This is a genomic window from Clostridium sp. AM22-11AC, from assembly GCF_003473545.1.
Classification (GTDB): domain Bacteria; phylum Bacillota; class Clostridia; order Lachnospirales; family Lachnospiraceae; genus Enterocloster.
This window is the reverse complement of the sequence record NZ_QUCM01000002.1, coordinates 257,598-278,570: the sequence shown is the minus strand read 5'-3', so window position 1 is coordinate 278,570 and position 20,973 is coordinate 257,598. Positions and strand designations below refer to the sequence as shown.

Genomic DNA, 20,973 nt, shown 5'->3' with positions numbered 1-20,973 from the left:
TAATTTTATCTTACATCAGTTTGGAGGTTTACACAAACTTTAGGATACTCCCTTTCCTAATTTTCTTGGATCACAATATCTTTTTCAATTCCAGTCCTGTACGTTTCACATATTCCCCAACATACTTTCTGAAATCCTGGTATCTAAGCATTTTCAGCCCATAAAGTACTGACCGGTACCAGTACAGTGGCAGTATCTGCCATTTTTTCATGTTTAGATACTGTCTGCAAAAATAGATCTCACTGCAAATATTGCAGGTATAAGCAAATGCTTTTACCTTCTCTGTACTGTTTCCGTGAAGGTGATGGATCACACTGTTGGGATCATACACCGTTTTCCAGCCTTTTTTCTCCATGGAAATTCCAAGTATCAGTTCTTCCTCATATAAAAATGGTGTTTCATCTAACGGAGTCACATCCAGTGCACATTTCCTGCTAAACATAAAGCAGCACCCCATAACTGCATATACCTGAAAAACTTCCGACTCATAATCATGCTCTCTTCCCCAATAACTATTATTTAACCTGGGGAAAAACAGATAAAAACGGGTTCTGAGCAAATATTTTTCTCTGATTCCCGTTTTTCTCATCATACATTCTTTCTGTATACTTCCATCACGCAGAAAAATCTTCGGTCCTACAATTCCCACATCTGGGTGATCCTGTAAATACGTTTGCAGTTCTGATATACTTCCTGTTTCATAGCGCACATCAGAATTGCTGATCAGTACTTCTTCACAGCCATCCTCAAGTGCCCTTTTTATCCCAATGTTATTTCCAGCCGAATAACCTGCATTCCGTTCATTCTGGATAAAAATAACTCCCCTTTTATCCAGGCTTTCCAACACACCAGGTTCAGGACGCACCGGTGAACAGTTATCTACCAGATAAATACGAAACTCCAATTTCTTTTCTGCTTCATGTATACTGTCTACACACGCAACCGTATCCGCCCAGCTGTTATAATTTAAAATGACAATTCCAACCATATCATTTCCTTCTGCGTCTATGTCTCCGTCTATACTTTCTCAGGTCTACGCCATTATCTTCCAGTTTTATTTCCATTAAAGTATCATGTGGGATCAAACCAACGATCAGCGGACGGATCACATATATAAATCCCCATGGAAGGAGTCCCAATGCTTTAAATCCCTGATAGCGGACTTTCACCTCATCAATACGATGCGCATAGGTTGTCTTATCAAAATCCACCGTATAACGCAGCATAGGTCTTTGAAGATTACAGCCAATATATCCCATTGCATAAAGACGCATAAAAAGGTCATAATCTTCCATTCTGCGGGTTTCCGGAGCGATCCTGTATCCGCCGGCTTTCATAAGCGGACCTTTCCTAAACATCGTTGCCGGATGTATAAACTGAGAGCCCTTTAAAAAATCTTTCTTTTCAGGAAATTCTTTTCTGTGCCAGTAATCTTCAATAATCCCAAACTCTTTCGTAAGTCCATTTACCTGGCCTGATACAAAGGCATAATAAGTATTCACATCCAGAAAATCATTCTGTGCCATCAGACGCCACGGATAACTGTAATCATCATCATCCATACGAGCTATATAACTTCCAGAAGCATGCTCCAGACATTTATTCAAAGTAGCTGCCAGTTTCATATTCTTCTCATTACGGATTGGAACGATCCTGGAATCGATCTTGCTCCACTCAACCAGCTTCTCCCAGGTATTATCTGTAGACGCATCATCACATATAATAAACTCCCAGTCAGTAAAAGTCTGCACACGAATAGACGCTATTGCCTCGTCCACTCTGTCCGCACCATTATAAACACCCATAATAACAGATATCTTAGGCCGGTCCCCTACTATACTTCCCATTTGTTTACGTTCTTCACCGTAACGCGGTTCTGCCATATTATATACCTCGTAATACTTTCATTTTATATATTTCATTATAAGAAAGGATTTCTCTGCCGGCAACTTCTTTTCTGTGATTTTATAGAGTATTTTCATGGATCTCAAGAAGATTTCACAGTTACATGTTTATTCTTTCAACAATAACCTTACATCTCTTTTTGCAAAATGTTATTCCATAAAATAAAATATTTCGTCTGTCATCATTCAGTAAATACTCATAATATCTTTGATTTTTGATCTGAGCAATCGCTTTCTGACATGCCTGTTCCATTCTCTCAAATTCTTTTGTGTATTTCAGTTCCACAATAATGCCTGAATCCGGATCATCTGTTTCTGCAACAATATCAGCAAATCCCTCACCTGCTTCAATATTTGATTTTATCAACCAATCCGCATTTCCGGTAAGTATTCCAACCAGCAGATTATGATACGAACTTTCTTTCTCCTCATTTCTGGCTTTGGTATCAAATACACTGACGGAGTTACTTAATACCCTGTTAAGATATTTTTCTATTCCTTCCGTATTTCCTTCTTCAACCGCTTTCCAGAAGAATTGCAGCTCCTCCGTATTTGAAAATTGCCACTGGTATTGATCCAAAAAGCTTCCGGACGGGCACCAGGGTCATCCTTGATCCTGTCAACATAGTTGATCACATCCCATGGACAATATATATCCACATTTCCGAAACGATAACCATCATACCATTCTTTCGTTTCTTTAAACTTATCTTCTACATTGTAATAAGAAAGAAGATCCTTTACCTCTCTATCTGTAAATCCAAATTGTTCATCAAATCTGGTATCTGTAATAGACAAAATCTTAAAGTTATTCAATCCTGTAAAAATACTTTCTTTTGAAACACGAAGGCACCCCGTTAAGACAGCAAATTCCAAAGCATCATTTGTTTTCAGCACATCCCCCAACAGTCCACGTATAAAAGTCACCATCTCTTTATAATATCCGTACTGAAAAGCTTTATCTAAAGGCACATCATATTCATCAATCAAAATGATTGTCTTTTTATCATAATGCTTATACAATAACTCAGATAAAGTCTTTAATGATCTTAAAAGGACCTGCGTGTTCATTTTAAATGAGCCTTCACTCATGGAAATAATCGCCTTATACATTTCTTTTTCATTGGAAGAAATACGATCACTATCCAAAAGAAAGCTAAAGCGGCTTGCCTCACTTCCAATCACATCAACAAAGCGATATTTCGCTTCCTCAAAACTCAGTCCATCAACGTTTTTCAAAGTGATGAAAACAACGGGATATTTACCCATAAATGAACTACACAGCTGCTTATTCTCAGAAATATACAATCCATCAAATAAAGAAGGCTTCGCTCCTATTTCCAGGAAGCATTTAAGCATACTCATATTAAGGGTTTTACCAAATCGGCGAGGACGCGTGAAAAGATTTACTTTACCACCGCTGGCAAATAGCTGTTTTATCAGCTTTGTTTTATCCACATAATAGTAACCACCTGTACGAATCTCTTCAAAATTTTCAATTCCGACAGGTAATTTGATTGATGTGCTTATGGTAATCGCCTCCCCCTTATTTGTTAGCTCCAGAAAAAGCAACATCTTGCTATACCTCTTTTTCGGTATTACCGACTCGGCCTATCATCTCCAGAAACCAACTATCTTTACTTTATAGCATCTATACAATATGGATCTATTTGTGAAACAGATTCATCCATATCCAGCCATGCCCTTGCACATGCTAAATCTAATCCATCATCTATATCCACTGCCGTTCTTTTATCTAATATAAATCTATACGGATTTCTACCATGAAAATATGACCACTCAATCATTTTTTCACGTGGAGCTAGCAAGATTCCATCTGTTACAATATACAAATTAGGTAATTGCTGGGATGGAACATGCTTAATTCCTAGTTCATAATTCACAGGACCATTCTCATCCCATAAATATCGTTTTATTACCTCAAAGGAAACTAAAGAATCATATCCCGCTTCAAGTGCAGGAAAATATTCATTGATTGCGCTTCTATATACTTTTGGAAATACTAATGGTGCAGTACATGTTGCCCATAATATATGAGTTCCCTCAACATTTTCTGCTACATGACGAACGACTTCCCCAAAGCTTTTCGTTTTTTCATCGCAATACTCTGGAGATCTTTTATGAGTCATAACGCCTCGCTCTTTCGCCATCGCTAACATCATATCAGAATCTGACGAAACTACGATTCTTGAAATTTCCTTAACCTCTTTTAACTGGTTAATTTTATTTATTAATAAATTAGTCCCGGCAAATGGTGCTACATTTTTATTTTTTAATCGTGTACTTCCTTCTCTAACGGGTATTACTGCGGTAATATCTTTATTATATTTTTCCATAAGATCAATCTCCCATCTATATATTTTTTTGCTTGTCCCATTAATTATTTATCAAACATTTCATAATATTGCATATCTTGGTATTCTTTTAACCATTCATCATCTTCGTCTGATTTATGAAGAACGCCATCTTTCGTTCTATAATAATCTCTATTCATTTCTGTTATTTCCTGCTGCATAGAATAAATATATTCATAAAACGGATTTTCTAATATGCCCGAAGCATTAAGTAATAATGTGCCTAAAAAATTCGCACTTGTATTTTTCCTTTCTTTCTGTATTCCAGTATCATAATTTGACCAAATTAAATATGGAGTCATATAGCGTTTTTCCTCCTCTTCTGAAGATAACTCTTTCAGAGAATGACCATATAGCTTTTCATAAAACTCCTCATCTAAATATGGTTGATGATCTCCAAAAATACATATTATTACTGGCTCGTCTATTTTTTCAAAATATGTAAACAAACTTTCCAATGCTTGATCTGCCTTTTGAATTAATGTTAAATATTCCCTAGCGTCTGTATATGTATTTAATTCTGATCCTAATTGTACCATTTCATCATTATTAAATCTTGATGAGTTATAACCACCATGATTTTGTATCGTTACTGCAAAGATAAACTTTTCCTTTTCTTTATTTTTAAATTCTTCTATAATCTTATCGTAACAAGATTTGTCACTAATAAAATAACCTATATACTCTGGATCAATAAAATCATTTTTATCAATAAAACGGTCAAATCCTAAATTCAACAATGCATTTTTTCTATTCCAGTTCTCTGGTTTTCCCGGATGGATCGCTACTGTATCATAACCATTATTTTTAAATTCCCGTGCTAAACTGGGCAAAGTTTTCAAGGAATACTGCTGATACGGATAACTCCATCTAGGTAAATTTCTCATACTTGCCCCTGTTAAAAATTCAAACTCTGTGTTACAGGTTCTCGATCCATGAACCGAAACAAGTAGATCGCCCTTCATAACAGGTGTATCAAAACTATGCCAGAACGGCATATAATCAGGATTGCTTTCAAAATCATGAATAATATTTAAATCACTCCAGGATTCGTTCATAATTGCAATTACTGTAGGCCTTTTATCATCTGTTATATTCTGTTCCCGGTTATTGTTATCATCATATGTATTATATACCTCTATAACACTTTCTTTTTTATAATTTTCCGGTTTTTTCACTTTTGTGTTTTGGCATAAAGTCAAAAAAGTTACAGGTATTCCATATTTATAATAAGAATTACTTATCTCCTAATAATCCAAGTTTATTTTATAATAACCATTCTTAAAATCAATTCCCATATAACCGCTTAAAGTCAATACAAGAATTAAACCTCCCAAACAGATCCTGGTCTTTATTTTCATCCTGTTTTCTATCATTCTGCAAACACATACTGTGACAACACAACATATGATTGCCAGACTGATCCACTTAAAACTATTAATTGGAAGTTCTATTTTATAATTTGATGACACATTCATAGCCGTTTTTAATGCTGGTATGTCAGACGGCATTATTGCATTTCCATTTCTAAAAATACCTACACAGTAATTTGCAATACTAAATACTACACCAATGCCATAAAATATAATAACGGTTATTCTATACGGAAAACAAATATAATAGAAAAATATGAATATTATCTCTAAAATAGCCACATTAATAATCCAATATTTTAACCCAATATTAAGATTACCATATGGATTATTGATATGTTCCATCATCAAAAATAATATTACCGGTGTTAATAGCATCCATACATTAGCCCAAATTTGTCTTGTCCGTTTTGATATATATTGATAATCCTTACTGTATATCATTTATTATTCCCTTATGTTTCAATATCAATCTTTCTGTTATCAAAATTAATTCTAAAATATAAAGTTCTCCAACTCTTACGAGTTGGAGTCATCTAGCACTGTATTTTATTTATTGCATCCTCTATTTTTATTCTTGGAAATTCTTCTAATTTTCCTCCACGGGTCGAATTAAATATTTTAACTCCCAACTGTTCACAGTTCCATTTAACACTCTTATATGAAGCATCCATATACTCTATTGATTTAATCATATCATTAATATTTTTTTCTAACTTTTCTGAGTATCCTCCTGCAAAATAAGAATCATCAAAATGGCTTTTTACATTAACATCATACATATATTTTCCATCTTCATTTTTTCTCACCGGCCAGTTATTATCAACTCCAAGAAGATAAATATTCTTAAATCCCATGTATACAGCAAAGTTGATCAGTTTGCATGTGATCGTTCCCCAGAAATGTACCCCAAGCATAATATCCGCATTAAACCACGGTGGTCTTCTTTCCATTTGGACAAATGGATAATAAACCGCATCATCCACAATCCCCATTTGTCTTGTAATTACCTGTGCACATAATAATTTTGTATAACCCTTCATTTCCTTAATTTCGTCCAGATAGGTTTCTACATAATCCAGATCGGATGCAGCCCAGATATCCGGTCTCCATGAAGTCTTATCATAGATCAAATTAATACGTTTAGAAGCAAAGCAGAAAATATTATTGTTTTTCAATAATTCCAGGTCTTCAGCTTTTAATGAGGGACCATTTCCGATAATAAAACAACTTTCTCCTTTATGGGTATCTTTTAATGCTGCCAAGCGTTCTCTGTTTCCGGGCAATATATTTTCTACACAACTCATCTGCAGATCTGATATCATCCGGTCATAACCAAATTTTGAAAACCAGTCATAATCACTGGCTTCTTTTTTATAACTGGCAAACTCTAAACTAAATTCATTATTTTTTTCTTCAAGTTTATTATTCTTTTCTTCTAATACCTGAAGTTTTTTGTTTAAACTCTCATTTTCTTTTTGCAGCTTTTCATTTGCTTCGCATAATTCTAAATATTGACTTTTTAATTGATATACACGATCTGATAAATTATATAATTTATTTATAGGCCAAATATTTTTAAGCATTTCTATAATCATCCTCTACCTAAAATCATCATTTAGTTACATACATTACCATACATAATAAAACGCATCTTACGGACCAGCTTATTAAACCATTTATATTTCCTGCATAATATAAATACATTATATGATATTTTTAACATAGATAATTCATACTTATAATTTGGATTTAAGGGCAATTCCATATTCAAAAAATACTTTTCATTTGTATCATAGATTATTTTTCTTACACGATCTGTCTTTATTCCATATAAATAACATTTATACAACCGATCCAGTAACACGCAGAAATACATATTTTCCATTTCTGTCTGCAATTCTACAATCCCTTTTTCATAGAAAAAATCCAGACGACTTTGTAACGCATCTATTACATCCAGATTTTTTTCCCTAAAAGATGCCGTAATACTTTCCTCTCTTGTCCGATCATAATTGTACTTTGAAACATCAATATATACTAACTTGCGAGCATTATAAAATGCCAAATGTGTAGTAAACTCATCTTCATGAAGCTTACCTACAGGAAATCTTATATTTTCAAATATCTTTTTATCATAAATTTTGTTGCATGCGATTGGTTTAAAATATTTCCATTGAATTTCTCCATGCAGTGCAAATACATTGTCCCCAACAATATACTCTCCTGTATTATCTGTTTCTTCCTCGATTCGATCACTATAAATACACCGCCAGCTACATTCTGCAATATCTGCTTGGTATTTCTGTGTTGCATCATATAAGAGCTGAAACATATCTGGATCAATCCAATCATCACTATCTATAAAAGCTACATAATCACCAGTTGCAACATCCAACCCTTTATTACGCGCATCAGATAAACCACCATTTTCTTTGTGTATCACGCGAATTCTTTTGTCCTTCATTTTCCATTCATCGCAAATTTCACCTGATCTATCTGGAGAACCATCATCTACCAAAATAATTTCCAAATTGGTAAATGTTTGCTGTATAATAGAATTAATGCAGCGATCCAGGAATTTTTCTACTTTATAGACTGGTACAATCACACTTATAACTGCCATTTTATCTTCCAAACTTTCTGTTTATTTTTCCTGAAATTCTTTTCAATGTAATTACTAAGCCATACTTCTTAATTGATTTAAATGAATAAAACACCCATTTTATTTTTTGTCTACTTCCAACTATATTAGGGCCGTCATCTTGAATCTTATATCTGACATATCTCAATTTATAAGTTTCATCATCAATACCCTTTTTGCAATTTATAACTGCATCGTATACTTCTGTAAATTTTCTTGTTTTAATCAGATCGGTAAAAATCCTTTGCGCAGGTTCCCCTGTTAAGTTTGCATTATAGACTGCATTGATCGCATCTTCTGTTTTACAAAAAGATGCAACATATTCCTGGCGTTCTGTATTCGTTCTATAATTTTGAAGATTATCCTGTTGTTCTATGCAATATAATAACCTATGTACATAATAACAGTCTAAATTGTATATATTATCTCCCTCATATACAGAATTATCTATCATAACCTGTTTTGCAGCTTTATATAACATTGTCTGATTTTCAAATAAATCTGACTTATATTTTGCTTCTAACGAATCTGGATTTTGTAAAATATAATTATACAATTTTTCATTTGTTTCTATAGCACCATTGCAATATTTCAGATACTCTAAATTAAATAAAAAATCTTCTCCATAGCTTACTGTAGGTATAAATTTTATATTATTTTTACGTATGATCTCCAGGTCAAATAACTTATTCCAAGGCGCAAACATAGTAGGCCTTCTCATTATCATGTATCCTAAAGAATTCATTAATTCACTTTTTGACAATGCATACACTAATTCTGATGTATTCTCATGTCTTATTGGATTTAAAGCACTTTTTATATCATTTACTGTTCTAAATCCACATATAACAAAATTAACATTCCAGTGTTCTGCCAAAAATACCATACGACTAACTATATTGCTTTCACATAGATCATCGCTGTCCACAAACATTATATATTTTCCAGTTGCTGCTTCTATACCTGCATTTCTCGCAGAACTAACTCCTCCATTTGTCTTATGTATAGCCCTAATTCGCTTATCTTCCTTTTCAAACGAATCGCAAATAGACGGAGACGCATCTTTTGAGCCATCGTCTACTAAAATAATTTCAATATTAGAATAGTCCTGCTTTTGCAACGCATGAATGCTCGTACAAAGATATCTCTCTGCATTATATACTGGCACTACTATACTTACTAAATGCTCCATAAACTTATCCTTCCAACATTCAGTGATCAAACTTTTAAGATCATATTTACTATAGACCAGAAACAACTAACCCCAAAATAGCATTTATGACTCAACAGTTTTATCGATAATTGTTTAAATATTTTTTCATTTCTACCATCATACATCCCATAAGATAATACCGCCATATTTCTCCAAAAATCCGGAAATGTATTATGTATACGCCTCATGTACTCTTTTAATAGCTTTAATCTTTTTCCAAATTTTTGTTCTCGAACAGGGTACAATGCCAATGCCAGAATTTGATGAGCATATAAAGAGTTTTTAATTATATTTTGTTTTTCTTTTCCTAATACTGCTGCATTATCAATGCATAACCTAGCTGTCTGTAATATTGCAAATCTTCTTTCGTTAAATTCTCCGTTCTGTATAGAACCAGAGCGCTGATAATAATTATAATACGGTTTATTTATGATAACAATTTTCGATGTTCGCCCCAATACAATGGGTGTCACCGCAATATCTTCATTATTTATTCCTTTTGGAAAATAAATCCCATCAAATAAGGATTTTCTAATAATTTTATTACATGAACTGGCCATCATAGGCATATCGATCACTGCCTCAAAAGCATCTGTCTTTGCAGAATTAGTACAAGGCCAGACTCTTTCTGTTTTATCATCATACACTAATTTTATATCACATACAGCTGCATCGGCAGATGAATTCATTATGCCATTCATCATGTCATAAAACATTTCCGGATCTACAAAATCATCAGAATCTATAAATGAAATAAACTCTCCTTTTGCATGGTCCAATCCAAAATTTTTCACATCCGACAATCCCCCATTTGGCTTATCATATGCTGCAATTAATTGAGGATGTTCATTTTTATATTTTTCTATAACAATTTTAGAATTATCTGTAGAACCATCATTAATAACTAATACTTCTGTTTTGATCTCTACCTTCTCTAATGCTTGTATAATAGAATCTAAACATTTTGCTAAATATTTTTCTGTGTTATATACGGGAACAATAATCGACAGCATGATATCCCTGCAAACCAAGCTGTCTACGTTTTTTCGCGCGTCTCTCATAAATTAATTCCTTTGTCTCTTCTTTTACATCAAAATAATTCATTGCAAAATTTTGCAATGAAACAATCTCATCAAATTCTTTATGTGCATTTGTAGTCAATGTTACGCTTTTTTCCTGCATCCGGTGATAATTCAGCGATTGTTTACAATAAGAAATCTTTCCCAGTCTCAATATACCCATATAAGTATACCAATCACCTGCCAGACGATAGCGTTTCGCTTCTTCCATTATATTGTAATAATCGCCTTTTCTAAATACCGCACTTGAAGCATTGGCAATCGTGTTATTGATACACATTGTCTCTGAAACTTCTTTCATTCCATCATTGACATAATCTGTATCCCACTTACCTGTACCATATATATCAATCCATTCCCTCAAATCTTGCATCAACAGTCGATTTTTTTCATCTATAGTCAATGACTCACAGTAAGAGATCACCATTGTATTATCTTTAAATGCAGGCATAATATTCTCAAGAAAATAAGGACTGCAGCTATCATCTGCTTCCGCAATCCACACATAATCCCCGGTTGCAGCCTGAAAGGCTTTCTGCCATTGTGCAAAAACACTTCCCGAATTATGTCCATTCTTTATTAATCGGATTGGAATATCCGTTTTATTATTACGGATCCTGCTTTCAATCAATTCAACACTTTTATCAGTAGAGCAGTCATCTAAGATGATCAATTCATTTACAGGATACGTCTGAAACAAAATTGAATCGATCCGCTCATTTAAAAATCTTTCATAATTATAGTTTGGGATTACTGCTGTTACTTTTAAATTATCTGCCTTCCCAGTTTTTACAGCACTTTTATATTCTTTATAAATATCAATTTTAGGTGTCAAAATTCTTTTTAAACGTCTTTTTATTCCTCTGTAACATCTTGTTACCTGGCTCATGACTCCCACATCCTTCTGTATTCTTCACATATTTCTTTTACATCACCAACTTTTTTTACTTTGTGATCTTCAAGCCATACTACACGATTACACAATTCTTCAATTTGTTTTAATGTATGTGAAACAAATAACACCGTAGTTCCACCACTCATTAATTCCATCATTCGTTTCAGACTTTTCGCCTGAAATCCCGCATCTCCTACTGATAATATCTCATCTACAATAAGGATTTCCGGTTTTACCACTGTTGCAATTGAAAATGCAAGTCTTGCCATCATACCTGAAGAATAGTTACGTATAGGCATATTAATAAAATCACCTAACTCTGAAAATTCTACGATTTCTTTAAATTTGCTATCCAGAAATTCTTTGGTATAACCTAAAATTGCCCCATTTAAATAAATATTTTCCACACCATTTAATTCCATGTCAAAGCCAGATCCCAGTTCCAACATAGGGACTATTTTTCCATTTGCTGAAACACTACCTTTTGTTGGCTGTAATACTCCGGCAATGATTTTTAATAATGTACTTTTTCCTGCACCGTTCTTTCCAATAATACCTACAACTTCCCCCGGTTCTACAGAAAAACTCACATCATCCAATGCCGTAAATTTCTTGTATTTTAATTTTCCTCTTAATAAAGCAACTACAGTTTCTTTCAAACTAATGATCTTGTCATTTGCCATGTTAAACTGCATTGTCACATGGCTCACATCTATCATTGTCATATGTCTTAACCCTTCTATATTTTATATATACAATACGAAACGATTCTGGAATTTCTTAAATATCCAGGCACCAACAATTAAAGTTCCAAATGAAAATAATAAACAATATAAATATTCTTCTGGTGTAGGTGATACCCCATCTATCAAAATAATCCTTATAAATTTTATATAGTGATACATAGGATTATAAGTCTGAATAAACTTAAATCGATCTGGGATAATATTTTCTGGATAAAATAATGGTGTTGCATATGTCCATGCTAATGTTGCAACCCCCCATAAATATTGAGTATCCCTGAAAAATACTTCTGATGTACATAACATAAATGTCATTCCTATACAGAATATCAACAGGCATATCAACGGAAATGGTATTAATAATATTGCTTTTGTAATGCGCTGACCAGTCAATAATACTACTATCATCAACGGGATCAGCGAAATAAACAGATTAATGGAGCTTGATACAACCTTAGTTACAGGATAAATATATTTAGGCACATATACTTTCGTGATCAATGATGCATTCGCCAAAATTGCCGTTAATCCCTGGCCTACGCTTTCTGTAAAGAAGCTGAATAATACGATGCCCGATAATAAATATACTGGGAAATTTTCAATATTGGACCGAAACAACTGAGAGAACACAATATACTGTACCATCATAGTCATCAACGGATTTAAAAAACTCCACAGATAACCCAATACAGATCTTTTATATTTTGTTTTAAAGTCACGAGAAACAAGCTGTTTGATCAAAAAACCATATCTACACCATACTCCATGCATCACCATACCAATAGTAAATTTGCCTTTGGTAGCTGCAACACAAGAATAAACATAATAGCATCCAAACAGTATTGCAAAAGAAGCCATTATAACCCAAAAATATTGGCCCAAAAAATACCTTGATATAAGTGTGGTTTGAAATGCAAGACACCCTGATATAGCTTCTCCATTTCTATATAAAGCTTTGTCTCCTGTATTCAACGTTGAATTACAATATACAGATATTCCCTCTCCTGATTTTGAATCTGACATTATAGACAAAATTAACTCTTTGTTTTCCACATCATCTACCACAGGATCCATATTCCAATTATATTGCATATCCGGCGTAACAGCAGCGACATCTAAACTGGTTTCAGCTAAAATTGTATTGGTATTCTTGTCTTTTAATACAAGCTTAACTGTTCCTGTATTTTCTCTCATGTAATTTGTAAACATCAGTGAAATTGCTTCTAACTTTTTCTGATTACATAAAAATTCCTGGTCGATCGTAACTCCATCTATCAACTCTCCTACAATTCCATCTGGTACGATCTGAGGTGAAACACTTCTTTTCGTCTGAATCTGATCTCCTGCTACAAAATAAAATAACGCACATATTGCAAAAAAACAAATATAAATCACTGTCAATTTTTTTACTTTATCTTTAAGATTAACCATAACTATCTCCCAAATACCTGCTTAAATAAAAACTTTTACTTACAAAGTTCTCTATAAACCTGTTTCATAATTTCTAGAGACTTACTTTTATCATAATTTCTAATTGTTAACGCATTATATTGGCCAAAACGTAAGCATTTCTCTCTATCACCAGCCAAATCAGCTATTGCCCTCGCATAATCATCGATATTATGCCCTTCTATTAATCTGCCACCAAAATCATTTTTTATAAGTTCTCTGTTTCCACGAATATTAGAACATATAACCGGTAAATTGCTTGCCATTGCCTCCATTAGAGCAACTGGCATTCCTTCTCTTATTGATGGAAATACAAATATATCTGCTATCCTATAAATTTCAAAAACATCTTTTCTATAACCTAAAAAAAGCACTTGATCATTCAACTGTAAGTCTGTTACTAAATTTTTAAGCTTTTTTTCCTCCTCTCCATGACCGCACAATAAATATTTGATTTTTTTATTATTCAATTTTTTTAATGCTCTTAAAACCAATTCATGATTTTTGTTCGCTGTCATTTCTCCTACTGAAAGCAATACATATTCATCATTTTGAATTCCTAACTGTTCCTTTTTCTGATTGGTATTTACGATTGTACTTTCAATTCGTTCAATATCCAGTCCTACTCCAGGGATCCGAACTACATTTTTGGCATAAAAATGCTTTTTCGCACGTTTATAATCTTCCACATTAATACAGATCAAAACATCTGTATACCTAGACAAGTAACATTCCACCGGATAATAAATCATCCAATTTATAAGTGGCGCTCCTTTAAAAAAATGGAAGCCATGAGCAGTGTAGATCACCGGACCTGTATGGGTATTATGTGCTGCCAGACGGGCTAATGCCCCACCCATAGGGGTGTGGCAGTGCACCAGGTCAAATTCATGTTCTTCCATTAATTCTTTCAACTGCCTATACGCAGTTATATTCTTCCGTTTAAAAGGACTTCTCTCAAAGTCTATCTGATGACAGATGATTCCTGTTCCTTCCAGGCGACTATTATCATCACCATAAGAAGGATTATGGAAATTACTGGCATAATGCACCTCATATCCCATATTCTGAAGGATATGTACATTATTCATTTCAAATTGAGGCACAAACCCACTTACATGAGTTACCAGGAGAGCTTTTCTCATTTCTCCACTCCTTCTGTACTTTCTTTCAAAAACAGGATCTTCGGTGTCATAATAATAAGTTTCAGATCTAAAAGAACTGAATACTTACGAATATACATAAGATCAAATTTCAGCTTATCATACGGTGTAGTATTATATTTTCCATACACCTGGGCATAACCTGTCAGACCCGCTTTTACTTTCATTCTGTCCGGGAATTCTGGGATTTCATTAGTAAATTCTTCTACCAGTTCCGGACGCTCCGGACGAGGACCTACAATAGACATATCACCTTTTAAGATGTTAAGTACCTGTGGCAGTTCATCCAGACGGGTTGCGCGAAGTAAACGTCCTACAGGAAGAATACGCGGATCACCTTCTGCTGCCAATCGTGGAATTCCGTCTTTTTCTGCATTCTGTATCATTGTACGGAACTTATAAATTTTAAAGGGTCTTCCATCTTTGGTTAAACGTGTCTGGGTATAAAAAATTGGTCCATGGTCTGTCAGCTTAATACTCAGTCCGATGACAATAAAAAACGGAATTGTAATAATAATTCCTATCATAGATCCGATGATATCGATCACACGTTTCACAAACTGCTGCTCAATGCTTAATCCCATATTTCTTGACAATAATAATGGTGTATCAAACAAATTCAGTTCATCCGAACTGCGAAGCAGAATATCAGATATTTTGGGAACACTGTATGTCCTAATCGAATGATCAAAACAATACTTGATTATTACATTTCTTTCATGAGAAGGAATATCACCAACAATAATCGCATCATACTGATGGATTTTCTCAATCAGTGCCTCTTTACCCATATGATAATTGATCGTTTCACAGATCATATATTTATCATCTCTGGCATTGATCTTTTCTATTAAATGATAATCAGACCGTTCTCCTGAAATCAGCAGCATTCTCCTTGGCGGAAAGGCATTTGCATACAAAAGCTGAAACAACATCGTCCAGCACCATACGATCAACACGTCCGCTACTGTCATAACTAAAACCATCTTTGGTTCGAATAATTTCTTATCCAGAACAGACAGCTGAAAGTATGTAAAAATATTCGTAAATATCAAAGACAATGCCTGGGAATAAATCAGATTTCCTTTTCTCAGATATCCGATTTTAAAACCTCCATACGCATTCATAAAGAAGATCAGCATAGCAGCGTAAATTCCCGCCATCATCCACATACCTCTGCGGTAAAACGGATACAAAATGATCTTATTATAATAACGAACCCAAAACTGATGATATGTTACTGTAAGAAGCAGGATCATAACCACTGAAAAGAAGCATTTGATCAGTCGTTTGTATTTTTCATCTATCCTCATAAGTCTTTATTTCCTATCTATATTTCGCTTGTAATCTTATATTCCGCCTGATAAACCATTTTACAGTATATCATCTGACTGCTGAAAAGACAACGTTGAAGCAGTTTTTTCTTGATTCTTCTGCCGTATATAGCCATATAAAAGGATCATCCAGAAGAATGGCTGACGATAATTTACCAGCAAAAAGCTTTCTACTATTAAAGAACCGGCAATTATCCATTCTACAGCAGAAATTTTTCTCATTTTTTCCCAAAGCCACTTTAAAAGTAATACAGTTGGAATCACACCATAACTAAACCATATATTGAGAAAACTGCAATGGATCTCATTTTGTTGAGCGGCTTTCAGGAAACGATTAAAATTACCTTCTCCTGCTCCTAACAATAAATATCTAGGATACAATGCCACCCGGTCCATTCCCCGGTCGGAAAGCATGGTAGAATTGCCTCCATATAGTACTTTCCATATCTTTTCCTGTATTCTGGTAAGCATAGTATAATCCGTATTCTTAAGATTAAAATCCGGACCTGGGAAAATTTTTATCACTATTGCGATAGCTGCCAGTATAAGTACCACGCCCAACGTCATTTCTGTTTTTCTGGGAATGTTCCATTTACTCCTATATCTTACATAAAACCATATCGCCATTCCTACTGTATACAACATCAAACCTAAAAAAATGCCCGTGGATTTGGATATACTCATAAAAAACACACCCAGACAATAATAGATGGGGGCCGTACGGTCCCCATAATTGCATGCATACAAGCTGATTAATAAAATCATACAAAACAGATAAAATGCATACTGATTAGGATCATTAAAGGTACCCATATACCGGGTTGGTCCCCAATATTCTGTAAATACTCTTCCATAACCAAGCACCCATATAACTGCCTGCGTTAGAATATTGATCTTACATACCCCATTCAACTTTTTTAAAAAGTCTTTATCTGCCAATTCTAAGAAACACCATATGGCCGCCCCATTAAAAATCCAGTATAAGGTATATCGTTCATAATCCCGACAATGATCCTTAATAGTAAAAAACAGATTTATAATTACTACGCAGATCAGAAATGCAATTAAGAATTTTTCTCTTTTCAAGTCTGTCACCGAAGGCATTTTTCTCTTTCCGCGTACTATATCTAAAACAAGAAATATCACGCAAAAAGCTATACACAGATCCGCAATTCCAATACTGCCCGAACTTTTTATATAAAACTGTTTTAAAAATACAAATAATAAGAAAGCAGCCTGTGTCATTCCTCGTCCTCGCTCTGAGCTGTTCCAACGCTCATCAACATCCACATGATCGGCGCAACAATCGGCACGCATAAGTTAACAGTTGCCTGTACAGCATAGCATAACACTGCAAAGAAACAGCCTAACACATAAGGAGATTTTTCTTTTCTTCTGTTCATTTCTATGCAGGCGCAAATTAATATTCCCACATAAGAAAGCACTCCAATCGGTCCAATAGTTACAAAATACTGAAGATATTCATTATGTGCATTATCGTAAATTACAGTGGTTTTCGCAATGGTTTCATCATTATTCCACTGATGCGTCATAATACCAAACGTTTCCGGTCCATAACCAAAAACCTTTTCATTCCATGTAAATTCATTTTTATAATCATCCAGAGCCAGTCTCCAGACCATACCTCTTTGTGTTCCCCAGTCATCATCAAAATGAACATATCTCTGGACGCTTCCATACTTATCTGCATGTCCGCCTGCATTGGCATCATAAAGTACATATCCGACTGCCAATATAATAACTGCAGCCAATACAGTCCAGATATACACTGGAAGTTTTCCTAACTTATATATTCTTTCCTTTGCAGCTGCCTCTATTACATACAAAATAACTGTTAACAACCATAATCCCGCAACTGCAAACACCAGCAGACGAGAACGGATCACAACACTGAAAACACCTTCCAGTATCTCAACTCTGTTTCCCATATGATTATGGATCAGTCCGGCTATGTAGGTTATAGTTGCAAATGAAGATAACATAACAAAATATTTTTCTACACCTTTCCAGGTTCTAAATGCCCAGAAAGGCAGGAAACCAAACAGTGCAAGCAATGCCAGATATGCATTATCACTTCCACCTGTGATCAATGAATAAGACGCGATCAGATAGCAGATAAAATACCATATTTTTTCTTTCTTCGTTTCTGCATCAATAAATAATGCCCCGCAACAGCCAATCACTAAGGCTACATATGCATTATACGTATTAATATTCCCAAATGTAGATGTATAAACAGGCCAATCAGCAGCTACTAATTCATCCTTGAAATGAAAGAGATTTAATTTAAAATAGTCGGTAATTCCGAATATACACGCCAACATTCCTGCAACCAAAAACAAATTCAAATATCTTTTCTTTAATTTCAAAAATCTACTGATAAAAAGAAAAGTGATCACGTAAATAGCCAATAAAAACAGTCCCGTGTATCTTCCCTCATTTCCCCAAAATGATTCGTATAAATACTGTGACTGCAATGTAGATATAATGCATACGATCAGAAATATACTGGCAAAGCTATGAGATAAAGGCATTTTTTTAATAGAAAAGCTGCGAAACATTACCTTTACATTTTTCCCATCCTCATATCTGAAATCCTGAATAACATGAAAAACAAATATAATGAATGCTATAATGAGTACTGCTAACATTGTAATATAATAAAATTGATATTTTGCATTTAATATATCAAAATAAAAATCTCTTACATACAATGGAAAAATCAACAAAATAACCACTGCTGCAATTGCTGCCAGTTTTCCTAAAGCCTTTTCAAGTGACTGAAACCAGGCAGTTGTGTTTGTTTCTTTCATAAAGGATAGCCCTCACTTTTTCTTAATTTAATGCGTAATTTTGCATAAAGTATAACATTTCAAATAGTATAAATCAATGGTATCCCCTTCCACCTCGCAATACGGAAAAGTATTAAAAGGAGCAATTATTTTATTTCTTTCTTACCATACATCGCTTTTTGAAAAATGAAATCCCATAGCATAAAATCTCATCATAATCATCTTCGTATTCCTTAGCATACATTCGATCATTGATCTGTTGTAATGCAATATCACATTCATTTTCCAAATTATCCAGAACTTTCGTATATTTTGCTTCAAAAATAGCTACACGTGCATTGATAAAATCGTAAACGACCACATCACTCCGCCCTTCGCCATGTTCTTTATTAGAGTCCACCATATATCCGGCGCCTGTAAAGATACCTGCAAGAAAAGCATGGTAAAAATCCTCTTTATAATCATGGTAACTGATTGTACGCCGCAAAAGAGAATTCATTTCTTTTGTGATGCGCTCACTGTCACCATTCCAAACCGCATCAAACAAAGCATTTCTATTCCATTTTTTTGCACTGTCATCAAACCATTTAATAACGGTCGTTTCAAAAATTTCTTTTATTTCAGCGTTGGGGATGATTAGTGCCATTGTTCCTTCGAGCAATTCACCCTCATAATCATTTTCACGTAATTTAGTTAAATATCCAGTTAAATACAACATGCTCCAAAGATTGTCTTCAGAAGAATGTAAATAGTCGTACGTTAAATTTTCATCTATGCGTTGGATAATATATCCACCTGCCATCAGCACTTCCAATTTCTGTGTAATGGTACTGCCTGCATAGTCAATAAACGACCTGATAATTGCATTGTCACTGGTATTTTTCCAATAACTGACAGGTTTTGTTTTTGGATTGTGCTGAAGTTCAAAAAGATAGTTCATTACATCCCATGGGCAATAAATATCATAATCTCCAAAATGATAGCCATCGTACCATTTTTTTATATTTAGAGCATACTCCATTGCGTCTGCATCTTTAAGCATCTGATCAATCTCACTTTGTACAAAGCCAAAGTATTCATTTAACCGCGAATCTGTAATCGTATCAGAAACAAAGTTGTTCGTTCCTGTAAAAATGCTTTCCTTTGCAATTTTTAAACATCCTGTGATCACTGCAAAGCAAAGAGATGTATTGTCCTTTAATGCCAGCATTAAACCTTTCATAACATCAAGCATTTCTTTGTAATAGCCATGACTGCTTGCTTTAGCTACAGGAACATCGTATTCATCTATAAGAAGAACTGCCTTCTTTCCATAATATTGCTGCATTAATCTTGTTAAAAATAATAAGCTGCTTTTTATATCCTTTGCAGAAGCAACACCCTGTATTAATTGCCTGGCAAGCTCTTTATCGTATTCGCTTATTTTATCACTGTCTAGCAGATATAGATGTTCTTTGTACAATTCTGAAATGACCATTGTAAGCATGTCATAGGCTCCATTAAAGTTCAGTCCATCTACCTGTCGAAATGAAACAAAAATTGTTGGATACTGATTCATCCATTCGCTGCAAAGAGTTTGATGATCACAGATCTCCAATCCCTCAAATATTTCTTTACTGTTTTTTCTGATATCAAAGAAGTTCGCCAGCATACTCATGCCTAAGGTTTTACCAAAACGACGTGGACGAGTAATTAATGTTACTTCTGCTGTTCTTTTTAAAAGATCTTCAATCAAACCAGATTTATCAATATAGTAATATTCATTTTTTCGGATCTTTTCAAAATCTGAAACGCCAACAGGAATATTCAAATTCTTCATCGATGCAGTTCCCTTCTAATATTGTTATATAAGCCTGCTACCATTTAATAATAACATGAATTTTAAGGACGAACAAGAAATAAGCACCTATATATTATAGTCCGAATATGCGAAAACTGCAGGACCAAAATAATTATGATCCTGCAGTAAATATAAAACATCAAATATT

At 34.1% G+C, this 20,973-nt stretch carries 19 protein-coding genes; all 19 read right to left on the bottom strand.

All coding sequences use genetic code 11. The features are described from left to right. Positions 1-70: 70 nt before the first annotated feature. Positions 71-988: a glycosyltransferase family 2 protein gene (locus DW251_RS03965; protein ID WP_118300294.1), complete on the bottom strand. Its 918-nt coding sequence runs from the start codon at positions 986-988 to the stop codon at positions 71-73. Position 989: 1 nt separating this feature from the next. Beyond that, positions 990-1,883 (bottom strand): glycosyltransferase, encoded by an 894-nt coding sequence (locus DW251_RS03960; RefSeq protein WP_118300293.1) that lies wholly within the window; start codon positions 1,881-1,883, stop codon positions 990-992. Positions 1,884-2,004: 121 nt separating this feature from the next. Further along, entirely contained in the window at positions 2,005-2,484 is a 480-nt protein-coding gene (locus tag DW251_RS18550; RefSeq protein WP_243036251.1) for a PD-(D/E)XK nuclease domain-containing protein, read from the bottom strand. Then, on the bottom strand, positions 2,397-3,479 hold the full coding sequence (locus DW251_RS03955) for an AAA family ATPase (protein WP_243036254.1): 1,083 nt from the start codon (positions 3,477-3,479) through the stop codon (positions 2,397-2,399). The genes DW251_RS18550 and DW251_RS03955 overlap by 88 nt, the downstream gene beginning before the upstream one ends. Before the next feature lie 62 nt (positions 3,480-3,541). Next, a complete protein-coding gene (locus DW251_RS03950; protein WP_118300292.1) occupies positions 3,542-4,261 on the bottom strand; it encodes an acylneuraminate cytidylyltransferase family protein in 720 nt (239 codons plus the stop codon). A 44-nt stretch (positions 4,262-4,305) separates the two neighbouring features. Next, on the bottom strand, positions 4,306-5,457 hold the full coding sequence (locus DW251_RS03945) for an LTA synthase family protein (RefSeq protein WP_147352215.1): 1,152 nt from the start codon (positions 5,455-5,457) through the stop codon (positions 4,306-4,308). A gap of 69 nt (positions 5,458-5,526) precedes the next feature. Then, positions 5,527-6,096 (bottom strand): hypothetical protein, encoded by a 570-nt coding sequence (locus tag DW251_RS03940; RefSeq protein WP_118300290.1) that lies wholly within the window; start codon positions 6,094-6,096, stop codon positions 5,527-5,529. A gap of 92 nt (positions 6,097-6,188) precedes the next feature. Continuing rightward, positions 6,189-7,238: a 6-hydroxymethylpterin diphosphokinase MptE-like protein gene (locus DW251_RS03935; protein ID WP_182433572.1), complete on the bottom strand. Its 1,050-nt coding sequence runs from the start codon at positions 7,236-7,238 to the stop codon at positions 6,189-6,191. Positions 7,239-7,270: 32 nt separating this feature from the next. Beyond that, positions 7,271-8,290 (bottom strand): glycosyltransferase, encoded by a 1,020-nt coding sequence (locus tag DW251_RS03930; RefSeq protein WP_243034871.1) that lies wholly within the window; start codon positions 8,288-8,290, stop codon positions 7,271-7,273. Then, a complete protein-coding gene (locus DW251_RS03925; RefSeq protein WP_118300287.1) occupies positions 8,280-9,488 on the bottom strand; it encodes a glycosyltransferase family 2 protein in 1,209 nt (402 codons plus the stop codon). The genes DW251_RS03930 and DW251_RS03925 overlap by 11 nt, the downstream gene beginning before the upstream one ends. A gap of 26 nt (positions 9,489-9,514) precedes the next feature. Beyond that, complete coding sequence (locus DW251_RS03920; RefSeq protein ID WP_182433571.1) at positions 9,515-10,522, bottom strand: glycosyltransferase; 1,008 nt, start codon at positions 10,520-10,522, stop codon at positions 9,515-9,517. Then, positions 10,494-11,477 (bottom strand): glycosyltransferase, encoded by a 984-nt coding sequence (locus DW251_RS03915; RefSeq protein WP_118300285.1) that lies wholly within the window; start codon positions 11,475-11,477, stop codon positions 10,494-10,496. Before DW251_RS03915 ends, DW251_RS03920 begins: the two co-directional genes overlap by 29 nt. Beyond that, positions 11,474-12,208, bottom strand: a complete 735-nt coding sequence (locus DW251_RS03910) for an ABC transporter ATP-binding protein (RefSeq protein ID WP_347474613.1) — start codon at positions 12,206-12,208, stop codon at positions 11,474-11,476. Before DW251_RS03910 ends, DW251_RS03915 begins: the two co-directional genes overlap by 4 nt. Before the next feature lie 21 nt (positions 12,209-12,229). Next, complete coding sequence (locus tag DW251_RS18065; protein ID WP_207663350.1) at positions 12,230-13,657, bottom strand: ABC transporter permease; 1,428 nt, start codon at positions 13,655-13,657, stop codon at positions 12,230-12,232. Between the two features lie 35 nt (positions 13,658-13,692). Continuing rightward, on the bottom strand, positions 13,693-14,820 hold the full coding sequence (locus tag DW251_RS03900) for a glycosyltransferase family 4 protein (RefSeq protein WP_118300284.1): 1,128 nt from the start codon (positions 14,818-14,820) through the stop codon (positions 13,693-13,695). After that, positions 14,817-16,151, bottom strand: a complete 1,335-nt coding sequence (locus DW251_RS03895) for an exopolysaccharide biosynthesis polyprenyl glycosylphosphotransferase (protein ID WP_118300283.1) — start codon at positions 16,149-16,151, stop codon at positions 14,817-14,819. Before DW251_RS03895 ends, DW251_RS03900 begins: the two co-directional genes overlap by 4 nt. 60 nt (positions 16,152-16,211) lie before the next feature. Further along, complete coding sequence (locus tag DW251_RS03890) at positions 16,212-17,489, bottom strand: hypothetical protein (protein ID WP_147352214.1); 1,278 nt, start codon at positions 17,487-17,489, stop codon at positions 16,212-16,214. After that, a complete protein-coding gene (locus tag DW251_RS03885) occupies positions 17,414-19,006 on the bottom strand; it encodes an O-antigen ligase family protein (protein ID WP_021869479.1) in 1,593 nt (530 codons plus the stop codon). The genes DW251_RS03890 and DW251_RS03885 overlap by 76 nt, the downstream gene beginning before the upstream one ends. Before the next feature lie 130 nt (positions 19,007-19,136). Beyond that, entirely contained in the window at positions 19,137-20,804 is a 1,668-nt protein-coding gene (locus DW251_RS03880) for an AAA family ATPase (protein WP_021869480.1), read from the bottom strand. Positions 20,805-20,973 lie beyond the last annotated feature (169 nt).